The 18,780-nt window shown below is 61.8% G+C and carries 20 protein-coding genes; 14 read left to right on the top strand and 6 right to left on the bottom strand.

The genetic code is table 11. The features are described from left to right. Positions 1-90 precede the first annotated feature (90 nt). Positions 91-360, top strand: coding sequence for a hypothetical protein (locus NCR98_RS19400; RefSeq protein WP_244828771.1), 270 nt, complete (start codon positions 91-93; stop codon positions 358-360). 188 nt (positions 361-548) lie between these two features. Here the strand turns inward: NCR98_RS19400 and NCR98_RS19395 are convergent, their stop codons facing one another. Next, positions 549-983, bottom strand: a complete 435-nt coding sequence (locus tag NCR98_RS19395; RefSeq protein ID WP_244828770.1) for a VOC family protein — start codon at positions 981-983, stop codon at positions 549-551. Between the two features lie 116 nt (positions 984-1,099). On the opposite strand from NCR98_RS19395, the gene NCR98_RS19390 reads away from it, so the two are divergent. Then, positions 1,100-2,023, top strand: a complete 924-nt coding sequence (locus tag NCR98_RS19390; RefSeq protein ID WP_250527004.1) for a LysR family transcriptional regulator — start codon at positions 1,100-1,102, stop codon at positions 2,021-2,023. An 82-nt stretch (positions 2,024-2,105) separates the two neighbouring features. Continuing rightward, positions 2,106-3,203, top strand: coding sequence for an FUSC family protein (locus NCR98_RS19385; RefSeq protein ID WP_250527003.1), 1,098 nt, complete (start codon positions 2,106-2,108; stop codon positions 3,201-3,203). A 104-nt stretch (positions 3,204-3,307) separates the two neighbouring features. Here NCR98_RS19385 and NCR98_RS19380 read toward each other — a convergent pair whose 3' ends face one another. Next, positions 3,308-5,242: a PAS domain-containing hybrid sensor histidine kinase/response regulator gene (locus tag NCR98_RS19380; protein WP_250527002.1), complete on the bottom strand. Its 1,935-nt coding sequence runs from the start codon at positions 5,240-5,242 to the stop codon at positions 3,308-3,310. A gap of 315 nt (positions 5,243-5,557) precedes the next feature. On the opposite strand from NCR98_RS19380, the gene NCR98_RS19375 reads away from it, so the two are divergent. Beyond that, entirely contained in the window at positions 5,558-5,764 is a 207-nt protein-coding gene (locus NCR98_RS19375) for a hypothetical protein (RefSeq protein WP_250467512.1), read from the top strand. Here the strand turns inward: NCR98_RS19375 and NCR98_RS19370 are convergent. Continuing rightward, complete coding sequence (locus NCR98_RS19370) at positions 5,745-7,229, bottom strand: MDR family MFS transporter (RefSeq protein WP_250527001.1); 1,485 nt, start codon at positions 7,227-7,229, stop codon at positions 5,745-5,747. The genes NCR98_RS19375 and NCR98_RS19370 overlap by 20 nt on opposite strands. 8 nt (positions 7,230-7,237) lie before the next feature. On the opposite strand from NCR98_RS19370, the gene NCR98_RS19365 reads away from it, so the two are divergent. The 3 genes from NCR98_RS19365 (at position 7,238) to NCR98_RS19355 (ending at position 9,818) form a co-directional block, all read left to right on the top strand. Further along, positions 7,238-7,621, top strand: a complete 384-nt coding sequence (locus NCR98_RS19365; protein WP_250527000.1) for a hypothetical protein — start codon at positions 7,238-7,240, stop codon at positions 7,619-7,621. A gap of 52 nt (positions 7,622-7,673) precedes the next feature. Then, the gene (locus NCR98_RS19360) at positions 7,674-9,029 is read left to right on the top strand and encodes a sensor histidine kinase (protein ID WP_250526999.1); all 1,356 of its coding nucleotides are present in this window, start codon (positions 7,674-7,676) and stop codon (positions 9,027-9,029) included. Positions 9,030-9,134: 105 nt separating this feature from the next. Continuing rightward, a complete protein-coding gene (locus tag NCR98_RS19355) occupies positions 9,135-9,818 on the top strand; it encodes a response regulator transcription factor (RefSeq protein ID WP_244828763.1) in 684 nt (227 codons plus the stop codon). 7 nt (positions 9,819-9,825) lie between these two features. Here the strand turns inward: NCR98_RS19355 and NCR98_RS19350 are convergent, their stop codons facing one another. Beyond that, positions 9,826-10,011 (bottom strand): DUF3563 family protein, encoded by a 186-nt coding sequence (locus tag NCR98_RS19350; protein ID WP_250526998.1) that lies wholly within the window; start codon positions 10,009-10,011, stop codon positions 9,826-9,828. A gap of 282 nt (positions 10,012-10,293) precedes the next feature. On the opposite strand from NCR98_RS19350, the gene NCR98_RS19345 reads away from it, so the two are divergent. From NCR98_RS19345 to NCR98_RS19315, 7 genes are all read left to right on the top strand, one after another. Beyond that, entirely contained in the window at positions 10,294-10,659 is a 366-nt protein-coding gene (locus NCR98_RS19345; RefSeq protein WP_250467509.1) for a hypothetical protein, read from the top strand. A 141-nt stretch (positions 10,660-10,800) separates the two neighbouring features. Next, on the top strand, positions 10,801-11,976 hold the full coding sequence (locus NCR98_RS19340) for an ATP-binding protein (protein WP_250526997.1): 1,176 nt from the start codon (positions 10,801-10,803) through the stop codon (positions 11,974-11,976). Positions 11,977-12,150: 174 nt separating this feature from the next. Further along, complete coding sequence (dinB, locus tag NCR98_RS19335) at positions 12,151-13,317, top strand: DNA polymerase IV (RefSeq protein WP_250467507.1); 1,167 nt, start codon at positions 12,151-12,153, stop codon at positions 13,315-13,317. A 100-nt stretch (positions 13,318-13,417) separates the two neighbouring features. After that, a complete protein-coding gene (locus NCR98_RS19330; protein ID WP_502799773.1) occupies positions 13,418-14,317 on the top strand; it encodes a TauD/TfdA dioxygenase family protein in 900 nt (299 codons plus the stop codon). A 26-nt stretch (positions 14,318-14,343) separates the two neighbouring features. Further along, positions 14,344-15,363 (top strand): ABC transporter substrate-binding protein, encoded by a 1,020-nt coding sequence (locus NCR98_RS19325; RefSeq protein ID WP_250526996.1) that lies wholly within the window; start codon positions 14,344-14,346, stop codon positions 15,361-15,363. Positions 15,364-15,466: 103 nt separating this feature from the next. Beyond that, positions 15,467-16,291, top strand: a complete 825-nt coding sequence (locus tag NCR98_RS19320; protein ID WP_250526995.1) for an ABC transporter ATP-binding protein — start codon at positions 15,467-15,469, stop codon at positions 16,289-16,291. Continuing rightward, positions 16,288-17,172 carry an ABC transporter permease gene (locus tag NCR98_RS19315; protein WP_250510376.1) on the top strand — a complete coding sequence of 295 codons (885 nt, stop codon included), beginning with the start codon at positions 16,288-16,290 and terminating at the stop codon, positions 17,170-17,172. Before NCR98_RS19320 ends, NCR98_RS19315 begins: the two co-directional genes overlap by 4 nt. A 60-nt stretch (positions 17,173-17,232) precedes the next feature. On the opposite strand, the gene NCR98_RS19310 is transcribed toward NCR98_RS19315, so the two are convergent. Further along, positions 17,233-17,487, bottom strand: coding sequence for a DUF378 domain-containing protein (locus NCR98_RS19310; protein WP_250467503.1), 255 nt, complete (start codon positions 17,485-17,487; stop codon positions 17,233-17,235). Positions 17,488-17,601: 114 nt separating this feature from the next. After that, positions 17,602-18,486, bottom strand: coding sequence for a manganese catalase family protein (locus NCR98_RS19305; protein ID WP_244828755.1), 885 nt, complete (start codon positions 18,484-18,486; stop codon positions 17,602-17,604). Positions 18,487-18,780: the final 294 nt, after the last annotated feature.

The following is an 18,780-nucleotide window of genomic DNA, read 5'->3' as shown; positions in this document are numbered from 1 at the left end:
CTGCCGCTGCGTGTCAACACCGCAGCAGCAAGGAGGCACCACAAGCCGCACGACATCGCATCTTGCAACCGCAAAAAGGAGTTTTTCGATATGAAGCGTATCGCCATTTCATGCGCCGCTGGCGCACTCGCCCTGGTTTGCGCATCCGCATTCGCACAGGACAATCCTCCCAGCTCGAATACGGGCCTGCAAGCAGGCGACAACGCCCAAACGACCACGACGCACGCGCACAAGACTCATTCGAAGGCCACGCACAGCAGCCAGTCGTCGATGAAGCCCGGTCCGTCGACCACGCCTGGCGGCACGGCCACGCCCGGCACCGCAGGCGCACCGGTCAGCGCGAGCGGCTCGGGTAACTGAGGTCTGAAATAATCGGCGGAACAGCCGCTGGAAACATGAACGGGACGCTCAAGGGCGTCCCGTTTTACATGGCGATTCAATTCGAAAAAGAATTTGCCATCGAGAAGCGCGCGTATGAACGCGCTATGACAATGCAAAACTGGCCATCATGCTGCGCCGCTTCAGCTCACGCAAAACAAAGCCGTACCTTACTTTGCAAACAACGACGCCATATTGGCAAACGCCTTGATCTCGACCGCATTGCCCGACGGGTCGAGGAAAAACATGGTCGCCTGCTCGCCCACTTCGCCCTTGAAACGGACATGCGGTTCGATGATAAAACGCGTGTTCGCCGCACGCAGCTTCTCGGCCAACGCTTCCCACTGCGGGATCGACAGCACGACGCCGAAGTGACGCACCGGCACGGCATCGCCATCTACAGCGCTCGTCGTGCGATGCCCCACTTCCTCGGGCGCCAAATGCGCGACGATCTGATGTCCGTAAAAGTCGAAATCGACCCAGTCCGGTGAACTGCGGCCTTCGGGGCAACCGAGTAGATCACCATAAAACTCGCGCGCGGACGCAAGGCTGTGAACGGGGAAAGCCAAATGGAAAGGCGGCATGGCGGCCTGAGTCGTGCTCATGGTGCTACTCCTTTTTGTGGGGTTCGACAGCGTTTGCCCCAAATTCTATTCACAAATAAAAGTGCTGAAAAACGATATATTGCGGGAGTCAGCCCCAAATTTATCGATGAATGAATATGCTGCGTGAACTCACTACTTTCATTGCGGTCGCGCGCCACGGCACCTTTGCCGGCGCGGGCGCGCACATCGGGCTTACGCAGTCGGCGGTGAGCGCGCAGATGCAGCGTCTCGAAGCGCATTTGGGCTTCGCCTTGTTCGACCGCACCGGACGGTCCGCCACGCTCAACAAGGCGGGCCGCCGCACGCTAGAACTCGCGGATGAACTCATGGCGCTCTATACGCGCCTCGCCGAACCCGAGGGCGTCGACGGGCGTGGCGGCGCGTTGTCGGTCGGCGCGATCGCTTCGGCGCATGCGGCGCTGTTGCCCCATGCCATCGGCGCGTTCAGACGCGTGCTGCCCGCGTGGCGCATCCGGCTCGTGCCGGGCGTGTCGCTGTCGCTGCTCGCACAGGTCGATGCAGGCGAAACGGACATGGCCGTCATCATTCGTCCGCCGTTCGCGATACCTTCCGAATTGCGCTGGCGCACGCTCGTCGCCGAACCGTTCGTGTTGCTTGCGCCCGCCGCCATGAAGCGCGCCGCCTGGCGCGAAGTAATCGAGACGGCGCCGTTCATCCGCTACGACCGGCGTTCGTTCGGCGGACGGCAAGTGGAAACGTTCTTGCGCAAGCAACGCATAGCGGTGCGCGACGCCATCGAAGTGGACGAGTTGCAAGGCATCGCGCAAATGGTCGCGCGCGGCTTGGGTGTCGCGCTCTTGCCCGTGTCCGATGGCATCGGCCCGTGGCCTGCCGGCGTCGTCGCGCTCGGTCTGGGCGACGACACGTTCCATCGCGAGATCGGGCTGGTCGAGCGTTCGCGCAAGGGACGGCAAGACGCGGCGGCACAACTCGCGGATTGCATCGCCGATGCGGCCAGTCGCAAGCCGGAAACGCCGCTTCCGGCGCGCAAGCGCGCGCGTGTAAAAAACAGCGCCTAGAATGCGTTGCAGGCGCGGCCCTCGAGTCGTCTCCTTCGTTGTCCGCGCACGCTTTTCCTTTGTCCTTTCGTGGCGGATGTCCATGAGCGACGAGCAACACACTGACACCACTGACGCCGCACCGCCGCTCGGCTTCTTGCGCGCGGGGCTTGCCTGGCTGGATTGCGTGGACCCGGGCACGCATCGGCGTATCAAGGGATTGCGGCTCGTGACCGCGTATGGGCTCGCGGCCGCGCTCGGCGGCTTGCACGACGTGACGCGCGACGTGCCTGCCAGCGTCTCCGTCGGCATGCTGGCCGCCGCCTTCGCGCTTTGGGCAAGCGTGTCAGAAGCGCGCAGCGCGCGCGCCGATTCGAGCCGCGATCTCGCCGTGTTGTGCATCGCGGCCGCGCTTGGCGCACTCAGCTTTGCGCTCTTCGGGCCGTGGCTGCACGAAATGGGGCGCGCCGGCGCGGAGTTCGTGCTCGTCACGGGCGCGTTCCTCGCGGGCTATCTCAAGCGTTTCGGCCTGCTCGGCGCGGGCGTCGGCTCACAGTTCTACATCGGTCAACTGGTCGCTTACTCGATGAACCTGACACCGGGCGATTCATGGGCTATTACGCTCGCGCTCGTCATCGGCATGATCGCGGCCATCGTGCCGCGTGTGCTGAGCGGGCCGGCGGAGCATCCGGTGGTGTTGCCCGCGCTCGCGTCCGAGCCGGCTTACTGGCGGCGGCAGGTTTCTCCCGCGCTTGCCATGGGTCTGCAGGCGGCGAGCGGCGCGCTCGTCGTGGCGTTGTTGAACGCGGCGTTCGGTATGGCGGAATCGGCGTGGGCGATCACGGCCTGCGTCTACGTGGTCGCGACTTCGGCTGTCGGCACGGCACAGCGCGTGCGGCGGCGCATCTACGGCACGCTCGTGGGCGTGCCTGTCGGCCTCATTTGTCTGCCGCTTGCGGAACACGCGCCGCTCTTCATCTGGGCGATGGCCGCCCTCGCGATGATCGTCTACGCCATGGCGCTGCCCGAGCGCTATGACATTGCGTGCGGCGCTTTCGCCTTTACGCTGATCGTGACGATGGCCGCGAGCGGCATTCACTCGATACCGCTGCTCGCCGCGCGCGCGTGGGAGACGTTGCTGGGCGGCGCTCTCGGGCTCATTGCGGCGAAGTTGATCTTCCCGTTGCGCGAGGTCGGCTAACCACGCGCGGTGGCAGAACGCAGCGACGAAGCGGCATGGCACGGGCCTCGCACGCAAAGCGGTAAAGCACCGCAAAGCGGCAAGCAAGGCAAAGCATGAACCCGTCAGCGCTTACTCGCCTTCGCCACCACCTCGTCGAGCAATTGCAGGTCCACGGGCTTCACCAGATGCCCGTCGAAGCCCGCCTGCGCCGAACGTTCCTTGTCGCCTTCCTGACCGAAGCCGGTCATTGCGACGATCATCGCGCGGCCGACGAGCCGTTGCGAGCGTAGCGAGCGCAGCACCGCGAAGCCGTCGATATCCGGCAAAGCCAGATCGAGCAGGATCAGCGCGGGCGGAAAATGCCGGATGACGTCGATACCTTCCGTGCCGTGATATGCAATGCGCACCTCGTGCCCCTTCATCTGCAGCAGCATGGCGAGACTGTCGGCGGAATCGACGTTGTCATCGATCACGACGATACGCAATGTCCCCGATGCGGCCGGCGCTGCCAGCAAACCGGCAATGGGCACATCGTCGGCGGGCGCGTAGGGCAATCGCACGGTGAACGTGCTGCCGCGACCGGTGCCGTCGCTCGCGGCGGAGATGGTGCCGCCGTGCATTTCGACGATCGAACGGCACAACGTGAGACCAATGCCAAGCCCGGCTTCGCCTGGATTCAGGTAATGATCTTCTTGTACGAAGAGATCGAAGATAGCCGTCAAACCCTTCTGCGAAATGCCACGGCCGCGGTCGGACACTTTCAGCAGCAAGGCGTTGCGCTCGCGTTCCACGCAGATGTGGATGCTGCTGCCGTGCGGCGAAAACTTCGATGCGTTGTTGAGCAGATTCTGCACGACCTGAACGAGCCGCGTGCCATCGCCCAAGACGAAGACAGGCTCGTGCGGCAATTCGGTGGTGATGCTCTGCGCGCGGTCGTCGGTGAAAGGGCGCACGAGTTCCATGCTGCGTTCGACGATTTCGGTCACGCCCACGCGCGCCATGCGCAGTTCGATTTTGCCGGTGGTGATACGGCCCATGTCCAGCAGATCGTCGACCAGTCGGCCGAGATGCGAAGTCTGTCTGTCGATGATGTCGCGGCACGAAGCGAGTCTCGGCGAGATATCCGCTTCCATCTGCATCACGCCGACGGCATTGCGCACGGGCGCGAGCGGATTGCGCAACTCGTGCGCGAGCGTGGCGAGAAACTCGCTGATGCGTCGCGACGATACTTCGAGTTGCTCCAGTCGCTTTCGTTCGCTCATGTCGCGCGTGACCTGGGAGAAGCCACGCAGCGTCCGGTGCTCGTCATACACCGCCGTGATTACCACGTTCGCCCAGAAAAGCGACCCGTCCTTGCGCACGCGCCAGCCCTCGGTCTCGATGCGCCCCATGCGAATGGTGGTCTGCAATTGCAACGCGGGCACGTTCGCGGCGATGTCCTCGGGCGAATAGAAGAGGGAGAAGTGCTTGCCGAGAATCTCCGCCGGCAGATACCCCTTGATACGCACCGCGCCCATGTTCCAGCTTTCGATCTCGCCTTCCGGGCTCAGCATGCAAATGGCGTAGTCGCTCACGCTTTCGACGAGCAGGCGGAAGCGTTCTTCGGAAAGCCGCAGCTTGGTTTCCTCCGCGCGCTTCGCGGTGAGATCGCGTGTGTACTTTGCATAGCCGATGATCTCGCCACGCGTGTCGCGCGCCGCCGTGATGACGACATTGGCCCAGAAACGCGTGCCGTCCTTGCGTACACGCCAGCCTTCGTCCTCGAAACGGCCAGTGGCATACGCCTCCTTCAGCTCGTATTCGGGCCAGCCCCGCGCCACGGAATCCGCCGTATAGAAACGCGACAGATGCTGACCGATGATCTCGTGCGCCTCGTAGCCCTTGATCTTGCGCGCGCCCGTGTTCCAGGTCGTGATGCAGCCATTGAGATCGAGCATGAAGATCGCGCAATCTTCGATGGCATCGACAAGCGTGTGATAGCGCTCGTCTTCGATAGTCGAGTCATTCGGCTTGTCGGACGCCGGTTCCGCTGGCCTGGCAGTGCGCAAGGTAGTCATGGTTCTGATGGGCGGCGCTCAGGTTGAGAAGTTGCAAACGCAACGACCGCGATGTGTTCGAAAATCCGCGTTCGTCATGCAGCGGTGTTTTCGACACATGAAAACGCCGCGTGCGCGCCAGCAGTTTAACCCTTCGTGTGCTGCTTCCGCTTCTTGTCTGGATTTCGTCCACCCAATATTATCCGCGCTTTAGAGGGGATTTCAGCACGGGCGTGCGCGCTTAGACTGCAGGCACATTTCAGGAGGCCGCGCGACCGTCAGGCAGTGAGAGAAGGCCCGTGAAGTGATTTCGATAACCCTTCATGGAGCACTCACATGCCTCGCAAACTCGGTATCATCTTTCTCATCGCGGCGACGCTTGCCGCTTCTTATGCGCTCGCCAGGGGATTTGGCACGGCTTCGCGGCAATGCGTTACCGTGCAGATGATCGCATCGGACGACGCACCCGCGGACAACAGCAATAACGCGGGTACATCGCCCAAGGACAAGGAGGACAGTCCGCTCACTCGTGCACAGGACTGAGCACGGTTTCGCGCCGTGGGCTGATCTTCACGGCGGGCATGAAAAGCATAGAGACGACCGCGCCGAGCGCGACGAAGAACATCGCGGTGAAAGTCAGATGCAGCGCATGGTGCAGGGCAAGGCGGATCTCGTTATTGCTTGCGAAGTCGCCCGGCACGCTCGTCAATAAACGCTTCAACTGATCCGCGTGGACGGCGGGCATGCCGGTCACATGCGTGAGACCGTAGTTCTGCACCGCGCCGAACACCGCCGCGCCGAGCGTGTTGCCGAGATTGCGCGCAAAGAGATTGGATGCCGTCGCGCTGCCGCGTTCGTGCGGCTTCACGATCTCCTGAATCAGGATGAGGCACGAGACGCTCGTCACGCCCATGCCGAAGCCCACGACCGCCGAGCCGATTCCCGCCCACACCGGGCTCATGTCCGGGTTGAGGAACACGAACGGCAGCGAGCCAAGCGGAATGAAGAACGCGCCGCCGATCAGAAGCCGCCTCAGGCCGATGCGCGCGAACGTCCGCGAGGTGAACGTGGCGCCGCTTGGCCAGCCGACCATCATCATGGTGAGCGTGAAGCCGGCTTCGACCGGTGAGCGATGCATCACGCCCTGCACGTACATTGGCAGGAAAGTGGTGAGGCCCATCATCGCCATGCCGGCGAGCAGGGTCGCCGCGTTGCCCGCTGCAATCGGGCGATGTGCCCAGAGGCCGAAGTTGATCATCGGGTCGGCGGCACGGCGTTCCTGCCAAACGAAGAGGCACGCGCTCGCAATCAGCACCGCCACTTCCACGGCTACCCGCGTGTTGCTGGCGTGGCCGGCATCGGTCAGGGCCATCATCAGCGCGGCGACGGCGGCGGTGAAAAAGAACGCGCCAGCGAAGTCGATCGACGGGCGGCCGTGGCGTTTCTCTTCGTGCAGGAACATGACGAACAGCAGCGCGGCGAGAAAGCCGATCGGCACGTTGATCCAGAAGATCCACGCCCACGAGAACTGCCGGATGAGCAGACCGCCGACCATGGGTCCGAGCACGGCCGATACCGCCCACACGCTTGCCAAATAGCCCTGCACCTTGCCGCGTTCATGCGCCGGGAAAAGGTCGCCGACGATAGTCAGCACCACCGGCAAAATGGCGCCCGCGCCCACGCCTTGCAGCAAACGGAACACGATCATTGCGGGCATCGACCAGGCAAAGCCCGCGAGCACCGAGCCGATCAAGAAGATGGCGATGCCCACGAGCACCGCGGGCTTGCGTCCATAAAGGTCGGCGAGCTTGCCGAACACCACGGTAAGCGCGGTCTGCGTAAGCAGAAACGACGAGAAAACCCAGCTGTAGAGATCGAGACCGCCGAGTTGCGTGGCGATTTGCGGCATCGCGGTGGAGACGATGGTGGCCTCGATCGCGACCATTGCCATCGACGCCATCACGGCGGCAATGACGAGCGGACGAACGGTTTGTCTGGCTTGTGGCATGCGTTTCCATGAAAGGAATGGCGCCGCCACGCGAGGCGGATACGGCGCGCGGCAACAGGCGGGCTTACGAAGAAGGCGATACGGCCAAGGCGAAGCTGCATCAGCCGTTGTGCGGCGGGGCGGCATCGCCGATGAAGTCGATGATGAAGCGGTCGACTGCAATGGTAGCGCCTGCTGAAAAAGCCTGCTCGCTTCGCCCGATTCTTCGTCCTCATTTTTCTCTAACTATCGGGGTATACGCTGGGTTCGTGGACAGAAGGTTGGTTCACATCCTCGTTCTCCTCAGCTTCGAGCGTCGGCTCCGACCCGGACCGGCGCTTCTTTTTTCGCACGTCGATGCCAGAACCCCGCGCCGAAAGATCGAAAAGTCCGAAGCCGCCGAAAGCCGCTAGTAGAATCGAGACGCCAGCCGGTCCGCGTCTTTTCATCTCGATGCGTCTTCACATGATCAAATCGCTGAGAAATCAACTGGTCGTCGCGCTCGGGCTGCTCGTCAGCGCGGTGGGCTTGCTGCAGGGCATCAGCTCGTATCATCTTTGCCGGACCGGCATGGACGCACTGCTCGACATGCGCCTCGAACAAGTGGCGACCCGCATGCGCGACGGTTTCGCCGAAGGCATTCCGCAGAATCCCGCGCGCGGCACGCAGGACGATCGCGATGTCGTGGTCGTCGTGTGGAAGCCGGACGAAGCCACGCCGTTTCGCACGACCGATCCTTCTCTGCGCTTTCCGCGCGATGCAACCGCGGGCTTCGGCAGCTATCAGGTCAACGACGAATCGTGGCGCGTCTTCACGCGTCAGGACCCGACCATGACCATTCAAGTGGCGCAGCGCAACGCCGTGCGCCGCGAACTCACGCGGGAAGCCGCGACGCAGACGCTCTGGCCCATTGTCGTGCTGTTGCCGCTCGTGTGGATCGCGGTGGCGCTCGTAGTGAGCCGCTCGCTGCGCAGGCTCAAACGCCTTGGCGCGAAAGTGCAGGGCATCGATACCGCCAATCTCGAACCGTTGCCCACCTCCGGCGTGCCCGCCGAAATCGCGCCCTTCATCCATTCGATCAACACGATGATCGAGCGCCTCGCGCAATCCATCGAGTCGGAACGCAAGTTCATCGCCGATGCCGCGCATGAACTGCGCACGCCGCTCACGGCCCTGCAATTGCAGGCCGATAATCTCGCGCCGCACATCGCGCCGGGCAATCAGGAGCGTTTTCGCGAGTTGCGACGCGGCATTGGACGCGCGGGCAGCCTCATTACGCAGCTTCTGCGCATGGCGCGCGCCGATGCCCCGATGGGCGCGACGCCGCTCACGCAGGTGAATATCGCCACGGTCGTAACGAGCGCCGTGGCCGATGTCCTGCCGATTGCACTGCAACGCGGCCTCGATATCGGCGCCGAAGAGATGGTCGAAGCCCACGTGCGCGCGGTGGAAACGGATATTGGCATGGCGGTGAAGAATGTCGTTTCGAACGCGGTGCGCTATACGCCGGATGGCGGCACCATCGACTTGCGCATGCGGCGCGAGCGCGACATGGTATGGGTCGATGTCGTCGATACGGGGCCGGGCATTGCGGAAACACTATTGCCGCGCGTATTCGACCGCTTCTTCAGGGCTAACCCTGATATCGAGGGTAGCGGGCTCGGCTTGTCTATCGTGAAGGCGATCGCGCAGCGCTACGGTGGCGATGTGTCACTTCGGAATCGCGATGACGGGCGGTCGGGCATCGTCGCTTCGATTGGCTTTCCGGTCGAGGAAAGCGGCGTGGCTACCGAGGCAAACGCCGCGACAGCCACCGCTTAAAAGGAATGGCCGCGCTGTTTTGTGCCTATTACAATGGGATCGCGTGCTGCGCGTGGGTGATGACCGCGTCAGCTTGGTCGCGTCAATGCGGTGTGCGGACTCAACATGCGAATCCTACTGATCGAAGACGACGTACAGATCGGCACCAGCCTGATGCGCGCCCTCAAGGACGTCGATTACGCCGTGGACTGGGTGCGCGACGGCCAGGCGGGCCGCGAGGCCATGGACGCCGCTGAATACACGGTAGTACTGCTCGATCTCGGCTTGCCCGGCATGTCTGGCCTCGAAGTGTTGCGTGGTGCGCGCACGGCGGGCAACGCGACGCCCGTGCTGATCCTCACGGCTCGCGACGACCTCGACACGCGCGTGCAAGGGCTCGACCTCGGCGCGGACGACTACCTCCTCAAGCCCTTCGACACGCCCGAACTGCTGGCCCGCATCCGCGCGGTGCTGCGCAGAAAGGCGGGTTATGCCACCTCGCGTCTCGGCGACGAATCGATCAATCTCAACCTCGACCAGCGCACGCTTACGTGCGGCGAGACATCCGGCGTGCTGTCGGCGAAGGAGTTCGCGCTGATGCACGCACTCATGGAGCGGCCCGGCACCATCTTTTCGCGCGATCAACTCGAAGACCGGCTTTACGGCTGGGGCAAGGAAGTCGAAAGCAACGCTGTCGACGTGATCATCCATTCGGTGCGCAAAAAGTTCGGCGCAGCGGTGATCCGCAACGTGCGCGGCCTCGGCTGGACCGTGATGCTGGGGCAGGCGGGACGCGACGAAGCGAAGTGAGGGCGTGTCACGCGTAAGGGTCGTCGGGGCGACGGGGGATCGATCCGCAGAAGGTCATGCTGTACGCGTGGTCGCTTTCCTCGACCTGACGCATGCGGCGCTCGAGTTCGGCGTGATCGCCCGACGAGGCAAAGTAGTCGTCGTGCGAATGGTTGTCGGTGGCGGAAAAGAATCTGGAAAGACGTTCGAACATGATGCGCTCCTTAGGCGGACGGGTGGCGACGGCCTGCGCTCGGATTCAGTATGGCTCGTCGATGGAAACCAGAATAAGGCGCGCGAATTAGCGTTGAATGATGGCTCGCACATGCAGTCGCCAGCACAGAGTTGAGCCTGCGAAACATGTACGCCAGCGCACGCGAATGGGCTGCCGCGTCGCACCATCGCGTGGTATCTTCTTTCACACAGGTTTCACACAAGGATGGATGTACAGCAGCGCGTTTGCCCTTTCCGTCGAACGTCTCTCGTGAACGCCGCCATGAACGAAGTGCCTCGTACTCTCAGTGCCCGCGACCGCGTCGAACTGCTTTGCTGGCTGACGTGCGGCAGCCTCGGTGCGTACTATCTCAACGGCGACTGGCCCGCGCCGTCATTTCATGTCGAAGCCGCGCGCAAGTGGCTCGACCGGCATCAGCGCGAAGCCGACTGGCTTGCTATCGCCAAACTCTCTGCCATTGCACGCGATCTTGCCGCGCGACATTGCGCCATCCTCGAATCCGACTGGGCGCGCGAAGCGGTCGAAGAGATTTTGGACAGCGAAGACCTCAACTTCAATTCGGGCGTGGTGCGGCCCATTCTGGAGGATTGCCGCCGGGCGTTGGCGGAGAAGCGGGTTCCGGAGTAGACGATTAACGTACGCGAGTCGTGAGGGCGGTCGCGCCGCCAACCGCAGGCCGCTAGCGCCACGTGCTCTATCTAGCGAAATATAGGAAAGTATAAGGTAGTCGAGATATACTACGCTATATATTGTTATACAGTCATAGTCATGGATCCGGTTCGGAACCCATTTGCGCCCGGCGCCGGTAGCCAGCCGCCCGAACTCGCTGGGCGCGAAGCAATCATCGAGGACGCACGTATCGCCATTGAACGCGCGGTGCTTTGTAAGCCCAGCCGTTCGCAAATGTTCCTGGGCTTACGCGGCGTAGGCAAGACCGTGCTGCTCAACGCAGTCGAAGCGCTCGCTAATCAGCGTGGCCACGTCACTTCCATGATCGAGGCGCCCGAGAACAAATCGTTGGGTGAGCAACTGCTGCCACGCATGCATCAAGTGCTTCGAAAACTGTCCGTCGCCGCGAATGCCAAGGCGAAGACTTACGACGCGCTGCGAGCGTTGAGGTCGTTTGCCTCCGCATTCAAGTTGGAATATGGCGATGTCTCGATCGCGGTGGATCCCGAAGTTGGAGTCGCGGACAGCGGCGACCTCGAGAATGATCTTCCAGAACTGTTCGTGCGTATCGGCGAGGCCGCTAAAGCTGCCGGTAAAGCCTGGACGCTCCTGATCGATGAAGTCCAGTACCTAAGCGAAAAAGACTTAGCCGCTCTCATCGTGTCATTGCACAAGATCAACCAGGCGCGCTTGCCCGTGCTGTTTTTTGGCGCCGGCTTGCCACAGGTCGCGGCCCTGTCGGGACAAGCCAAATCGTATGCGGAGCGGCTATTTCACTACCCGGAGGTCGGTGCTCTGCCTGAGGACGATGCCAAGGCAGCGATCCGTCAACCAGTGAACGACGAAGGCGCCGTTATCGACGATGCTGCTCTGAAAGAGATTTTCCTCAAGACGAGAGGCTATCCCTACTTTCTGCAGGAGTGGGGCCATCAGTCCTGGAACCTCGCCGTCGGCGACACGATTACCGTAAGCGACGCAAGGCGCGCCGAGTCGACAACGCTCAAGCGTCTGGACGAAGGGTTCTTCAAAGTTCGCTTCGATCGCCTGACGCCCAAGGAACGCGAATACGTCATTGCCATGGCGAAATTAGGCAGTGGCCCTTATCGTTCGTCCGACGTTGCGGACGCGCTCGGCGAAACCCCGCAGAGTCTCGGTCCTCGCCGCGCGCAGATCATCAACAAAGGCATGATCTACAGTCCGTCCCATGGTGATATCGCGTTCACCGTGCCGATGTTCAATGACTACCTGATTCGCAATTTAAGCAGTCTTGGCTGACCGGGCTGCGGATTTGCGCCGAGCGCCGCTAGGGACATAAGGCAGACTAGCGCGAATCACTGTATGAATGTACAGTATGCGCATTTTCCGCGTTCTTCGCGCCCGCGCATGTTTAGCCACGTCCCTCGCACGTCGTCGTCTTCCGGCCTTGTCGGCACGCGTCCGTTCTAGGCAATGGACACGCCCGCCACGCCCACGCCTCGCCGTATCGCGCATCTGGACATGGATGCGTTCTTTGCCTCCGTCGAATTGCTGCGCTATCCCGAACTGCGCGGTCAGCCGGTGGTGGTCGGCGGCGGCCGCAATGCCATTCCCGAGACGCTGGCCGACGGCACGCGCCGTTTCAGAAAACTGCGTGATTACGCGGGGCGCGGTGTCGTCACCACCTCCACTTACGAAGCGCGCAAGTTCGGCGTGTTCTCGGCCATGGGCATGATGAAGGCCGCGCAACTCGCGCCCGACGCCATTCTTCTGCCCACGGATTTCGAGTCGTATCGCCATTACTCGCGGCTCTTCAAGACAGCCGTCGCAGCGTTCACGTCGCAGATAGAGAATCGCGGCATCGACGAGATTTATATCGACGTGACGGACATGACGGGCGATTCCGCGAGCATCGGCCGGCGCATGAAGGACGCGGTGCACGAAGCCACCGGGCTTACGTGCTCGATCTGCATCGCGCCGAACAAGCTGCTGGCGAAGATCGGCTCGGAGCTCGACAAGCCCGACGGCCTGACCATCCTGACGATGGACGATCTCCCCACACGCATCTGGCCGCTCGCGGCGCGCAAGGTGAATGGCATCGGGCCCAAGGCGAGCGAAAGGCTGGCGGCGCTCGGTATCGAAACGGTCGGCGACATTGCCGCCGCCGACCTGGGATTTCTGCAGACGCATTTTGGCGGCACTTACGCCGCATGGCTCGCGCGTATCGCGCAGGGACAGGACGATCGGCCCGTGGTCGTGAGTTCGCAACCGAAGTCGATGAGCCGTGAGACCACGTTCGAGCGCGATCTGCATCCGAAGAACGACCGCGCGAAGCTCTCCGAGGCGTTCACGGGGCTGTGCAAGAAAGTCGCCGACGACCTGCAGCGCAAAGGTTACGTAGGCCGGACGGTCGGCATCAAGCTGCGTTTCGACGACTTCCGGACGCTCACGCGTGATCTGACCATTCCCGTTTCCACCGACGACCCCGTCGAGATTCGCCGCGCCGCTACCGAATGCGTAAAGCGCATTACGCTGGATCGACGGCTGCGGTTGCTCGGCGTGCGCGTGAGCGCGTTGAGCGTGCGCGGGGAGGACGGCGGCTTCATCGAACCGATTCAAGTGGAACTGCCGTTCGACTGAGGCGTTAAGCGCCAAAGGGAATAAGCAAATCGCGGATCGTTCGTTGGCGGCACGGCTGCGACGAAGTAGATTGGCTGTCTTTGCGCCGTTCAAGAACATCGTGACGACCCTCGAAAGTTTGCCCCAAGCCGCCGATCGATCCATCGACGAATCCATTCAAATTCGCGCCTTCGACGCGCCGCTCGGCGCCGAGGTCATCGGGCTCGATCTGAGCAAGCCGCTCTCGCAAGCCGATTTCGCGCGCATTCATCGCGCGCATCTCGATCATCACGTGCTCGTGTTTCGCGACCAGCGCATCACGCCGGAACAGCAGGTCACGTTCAGCAAGCGCTTCGGGCCGCTGCAAATTCACGTGCTCAAGCAGTTCGCGCTCGCCGGGCATCCGGAAGTGCTGATCGTTTCCAACGTGCTCGAAAACGGCAAGCCGATCGGTCTCGGCGATGCCGGGCACTTCTGGCATTCGGACCTCTCGTACAAGGAAACGCCGAGTCTCGGCTCACTGCTGCATGCGCAGGAGTTGCCGAAAGTTGGCGGCGATACGCTGTTTTCGAATCAGCATCTTGCGTGGGATACGTTGCCCGAGCATCTGCGTCGCGCAGTCGAAGGACGCCGCGCGGAGCATACCTATCTTGCCAAATACGCCGAGTTGCAGAAACGCAGTCCGTGGCGCCCGAACCTGACGCCCGAGCAAATCGCGCAGGTCAAACCGGTGGTGCATCCCATTGTGCGGACGCATCCGGAGAACGGGCGTCGCGCGCTTTTCGTGAGCGAGCACTTCACCACGCGCATCATCGACATGCCGGAAGACGAGAGCCGCGCGCTCCTCGACGAAATCTTCGCGCATAGCGTGAAGCCGGAGTTTCTTTACCGCCACGAGTGGCGCGATCACGACATGGTGTTCTGGGACAACCGCTCGGTCATGCACTTGGCCGCCGGCACGCCCGACGACGAACGCCGCAAGCTGTATCGCACGACCATTGAGGGCGACGCGCCGTTCTGAGCGCTTATTTCACGGGGTTTTCTCACATGCATTCTCGTTTCGGGAAGCGTTCGTTGCGCGCGCTCGCCGCCGTGCTCGTCGTCTCGTTGGCCTGTTCGGCGACCGCGCAGGCGGAAGGCACGTTGCGCGTGGCCGAGCAATTCGGCGTGGTTTATCTGCTGCTCAACGTGGCGCGCGATCAGAAGTTCATCGAGCAGGAAGGCAAGAAGCAAGGCGTCGATATCAAGGTCGATTGGGCCAAGCTCTCGGGTGGCGCGAGCATCAACGACGCGTTGTTGTCCGGCTCCGTGGATATCGCGGCGGCAGGCGTCGGTCCGTTGCTCACGATCTGGGATCGCACGCACGGCAAGCAGAACGTGAAGGGCGTGGCGTCGCTTGGCAATCTGCCGTATTACCTCGTATCGAACGATCCGCGCGTGAAGACCATCGCCGATTTCAGCGATAAAGATCGAATAGCGGTGCCGGCCGTGGGTGTCTCGGTGCAGTCGCGCATTCTGCAATTCGCGTCGGCCAAGCAATGGGGCGACAAGCAGTACGATCGCCTCGACAAGCTCACGCAAGCGGTGCCGCATCCGGACGCGGCGGCGGCCATCATCGCGGGCGGCACGGAAATCAACGCGCACTTTGGCAATCCGCCGTTCCAGCAGCAGGAACTCGCGGGCAATCCGAAAGCGCATATCGTGCTCAACTCGTATGACGTGTTGGGTGGGCCGAGTTCGGCCACCGTGCTCTATGCAACGGAGAAGTTCCGCAATGAGAACCCGAAGACGTATCGCGCTTTCGTCGATGGCCTCAACGATGCGGCGCGCTTCGTCACCGCCAATCCCGAGAAGGCGGCCGACATCTATTTGCGCGTGAACAACGCGAAGCTCGACCGTGATCTGCTCCTCAAGGTCATCAAGGACCCTGCTGTGCAGTTCAAGGTCCAGCCGCAGAACACCTTTCCGCTTGCGCAGTTCATGCATCGCGTGGGCGCGATCAAGAACGATCCCAAATCGTGGCAAGACTACTTTTTCGACGATCCCGTGACGCGCGGCGGCAGTTGATATTGAGTTGATATCGCGCTGACTGCTTTCCATATTCGCAAAGATTGGTTAGGCGAACGTGCCGCCCTGACTATGCTTGAGGATTGCATTCAGGCATAAGATCATGGCGGCGAATCCCCAAGCCATTTATCCGCGCGAACCCCAGCCCGAAGCCGGGACGAGCGACAAGCTGCTGTCGGCCAGAAACGTTTCTCTCGAATACCGCACGCCCGAAAGGCTCGTGCGGGCGACGCACGATGTCAGCTTCGACGTCTACGGCGCCGACCGCTTCGTGCTGCTCGGCCCTTCGGGCTGCGGCAAATCCACCTTGCTGAAGGCCGTCGCGGGCTTTATCGAACCGGTGTCGGGCAGTATCGAAATTGCCGGTGAGCGCGTGAAGGGGCCGGGCGCGGATCGTATCGTCGTGTTCCAGGAATTCGATCAGTTGCCGCCGTGGAAGACGGTGCTGCAAAACGTCGCGTTTCCGCTGCGCGTCGCGCGCAAGCTCAGTCGCGCCGAGGCACGCGAACGCGCGCTCCATTATCTCGACAAGGTGGGCTTGTCGCGTTTCGCGGATGCCTATCCCCATACGCTCTCGGGCGGCATGAAGCAACGTGTGGCGATTGCACGCGCGCTTGCCATGCAGCCGCGCATTCTGCTGATGGACGAGCCCTTCGCCGCACTCGATGCACTCACGCGCCGCCGCATGCAGGAAGAGTTGCTGCGTCTGTGGAGCGATGAGCGCTTCACACTCATGTTCGTCACGCATTCGATCGAAGAGGCGTTGATCGTCGGCAATCGCATCTTGTTACTGACGCCGCATCCGGGACGCGTGCGCGCCGAACTGAATAGCCATCAATATACGCAGGAGAGTCTGGGTCGCGGGGAGTTTCAGCAGAGCGTCGCGCGCATTCATCGCTTGCTGTTCGAAGAGGAGGCCGCGCAATGAGCACGCCGCATCTCGCCGCACCGCCGGTACGCCCGGAATATGAAGTGGAGCCTGCCGCGCCCGCGGACATTCAGTATCAAAGCGAAGTCAAACTGCCGCTTGCGCGGCGGATAGCGGACACGTCGTGGCTGCGCAAGACGCTGATTGCGCTGGTGCTCATCGGCATTTGGGAAATCGCCGCGCGCTTCGTCGATAACGATCTTTTACTGCCGACGTTCAGCGCAACGGCCGTTGCGTTCGTGCAGGGGATCATCTCGGGCGAGCTCATCGACAAGGTTGCCATTTCAATGTCGGTGCTGTTGCGCGGCTATTTGCTCGGCGCGGCGCTCGCGTTCGTCTTGACGTCGCTTGCGGTCTCGACGCGCATTGGCCGGGATATCTTGTCGATGCTCACGGCAATGTTCAATCCGTTGCCGTCTATCGCGCTGTTACCGCTGGCGTTGTTGTGGTTCGGCCTTGGCACGGGCAGCTTGTTGTTCGTGCTGGTGCATTCGGTCTTGTGGCCGCTCGCGCTCAACACCTATTCGGGTTTTCAGGCGGTGCCTTCGACCTTGCGCATGACAGGCCGCAATTACGGGCTGACGGGCTTGCGTCATGTGGTGCTGATTCTCGTGCCTGCCGCGTTGCCGTCGATTCTTGCCGGCTTGCGAGTGGGCTGGGCATTCGCGTGGCGGACCTTGATTGCAGCGGAGCTTGTCTTCGGCGCGAGTTCAGGAAAGGGCGGGCTTGGCTGGTACATCTTTCAGAATCGCAACGAGCTTTACACGGATCGCGTTTTCGCGGGACTTGCAGCGGTGATCGTGATCGGTCTTGCTGTCGAGCATCTCGTGTTCGATACGGTCGAGCGTGTCACCGTGCGCCGCTGGGGCGTGCAAAATTAATCGGATTCGTGCATTTGAATGTCGGCCCCGCATGGCGCAGCCAGCGGGGCCGATTTGTCTTTAAAGCTTGGCCAATCCATGCTCGCGTGCCGGCATGAAGGCGCGCACCAGCATATAAATTCCGGCGATGCCAACCAGCACATAGACGATCCGCGATAGCGGCGAGGCCACGCCGAAGATCGCCGCCACGAGATCGAGCTGCAGCAGTCCAACCAGCCCCCAATTCAACGCACCGATGATGACAAGCGCGCCAGCGACCCAATCGATCGGGCTACGGTGAACGCGAACGGTTCCTTTCGATGAAACAGTAGACATTTTTGGTGATCCTAATGAATTACGAGGGAAAAAAGAGCCGCAATCGAGCGGCTCTTTTCGTTCCGGTTCCGCACCGCATTAGCCGCAGAACCGGAGGTTACTACTTAATGCAGCTTAGTTCGAGGTTGCGGCCGTTGCCATGCCGGAGCCGAGATCGGCGCCGGTGGTCGGGTCGCTCGACGGGTCCGATGCGGTACGCGTAGCCATTGCCTGCAACGCATCCACCTCTTCCTTCGATACGCCGACGGTGGCCGTGCCATCGCCGCCATCGACTGCGGGTTGCGGATCTTCGACGAACTTCCAGTCGCCGCCTTCATTCCACGAACCGCGCGCGTCATCGCCCTTCGACATATTGAAGTACACGCTCGTGAATTCCGGCTGACCGGGCAGCTTGCCTTGCGGGAAATTCGGCTGAATGGAATGCAGCGCCTTTTCGAAGGACTTCTGATGCGCGATTTCACGCGTCATCAAAAAGCCGAGCGCTTCCTTGATGCCCGGATCGTCGGTCACGTTGATAAGGCGTTCATAGACGATTTTCGCACGTGCTTCAGCTGCGATATTCGAGCGCAGGTCGGCAGTCGGTTCGCCGATCGTATCGATATAAGCCGCGGTCCAAGGCACACCGGCCGAGTTCGTAAGCGCCGGTCCACCGCCGTAGAGCAGAGCGGTCGTGTGCGAGTCGTTACCGTGACCGGTCATTGAGCGATACAGCTCGGCTTCGGTCTGCACGGCTTCGGCGAGTTGGCCCTTTGCGCCCTTGTTGAGCATGGCCACGATCGAGCCGATGATTTCCAGATGGCTCAGTTCTTCGGTGGCGATATCGAACAGCAGGTCCTTGCGGCCCGGATCGTCTTCCGATACAGCTTGCGTGAAGTAACGGCATGCCGCCGCCAGTTCGCCTTGCGGCCCGCCGAACTGCTCTAGCAGAAGATTGGCAAGACCAGGATTCGGCGCAGCTACGCGGACGGTGTATTGCAGACGCTTATTGTGAACGAACATATCAGCCACTCCTTTGTAACAGCGAGCGCCGTCCTGCAGCGGACGAGCGCACGCATTCGGTTTTAGATGAGTTGTTGATCTCGCGGCGACCGAGAGGACGTTGTTGCGTCACTTGCGGTCATCTTGCTGCGAGCCTCAGCGCATGGTTCGCGCTGGCTGAACGGCCGGGGACAGGGCCGAATTGAGTCGTTGAATGGGGAACCGAGTTCATGCAGCCGCGTGGACTGGCAAGGCGTCGGCTTGTGGGTACTACAGCAACCGCCGTGCCATTGAATCCGTCATGCAGCTTTTTCC

This window comes from Caballeronia sp. GAWG2-1 (assembly GCF_023631405.1).
In the GTDB taxonomy this organism is placed as follows: Bacteria; Pseudomonadota; Gammaproteobacteria; order Burkholderiales; family Burkholderiaceae; genus Caballeronia.
The sequence above is the reverse complement of the archived record's forward strand: the minus strand, read 5'-3'. Positions and strand labels throughout refer to the sequence as shown.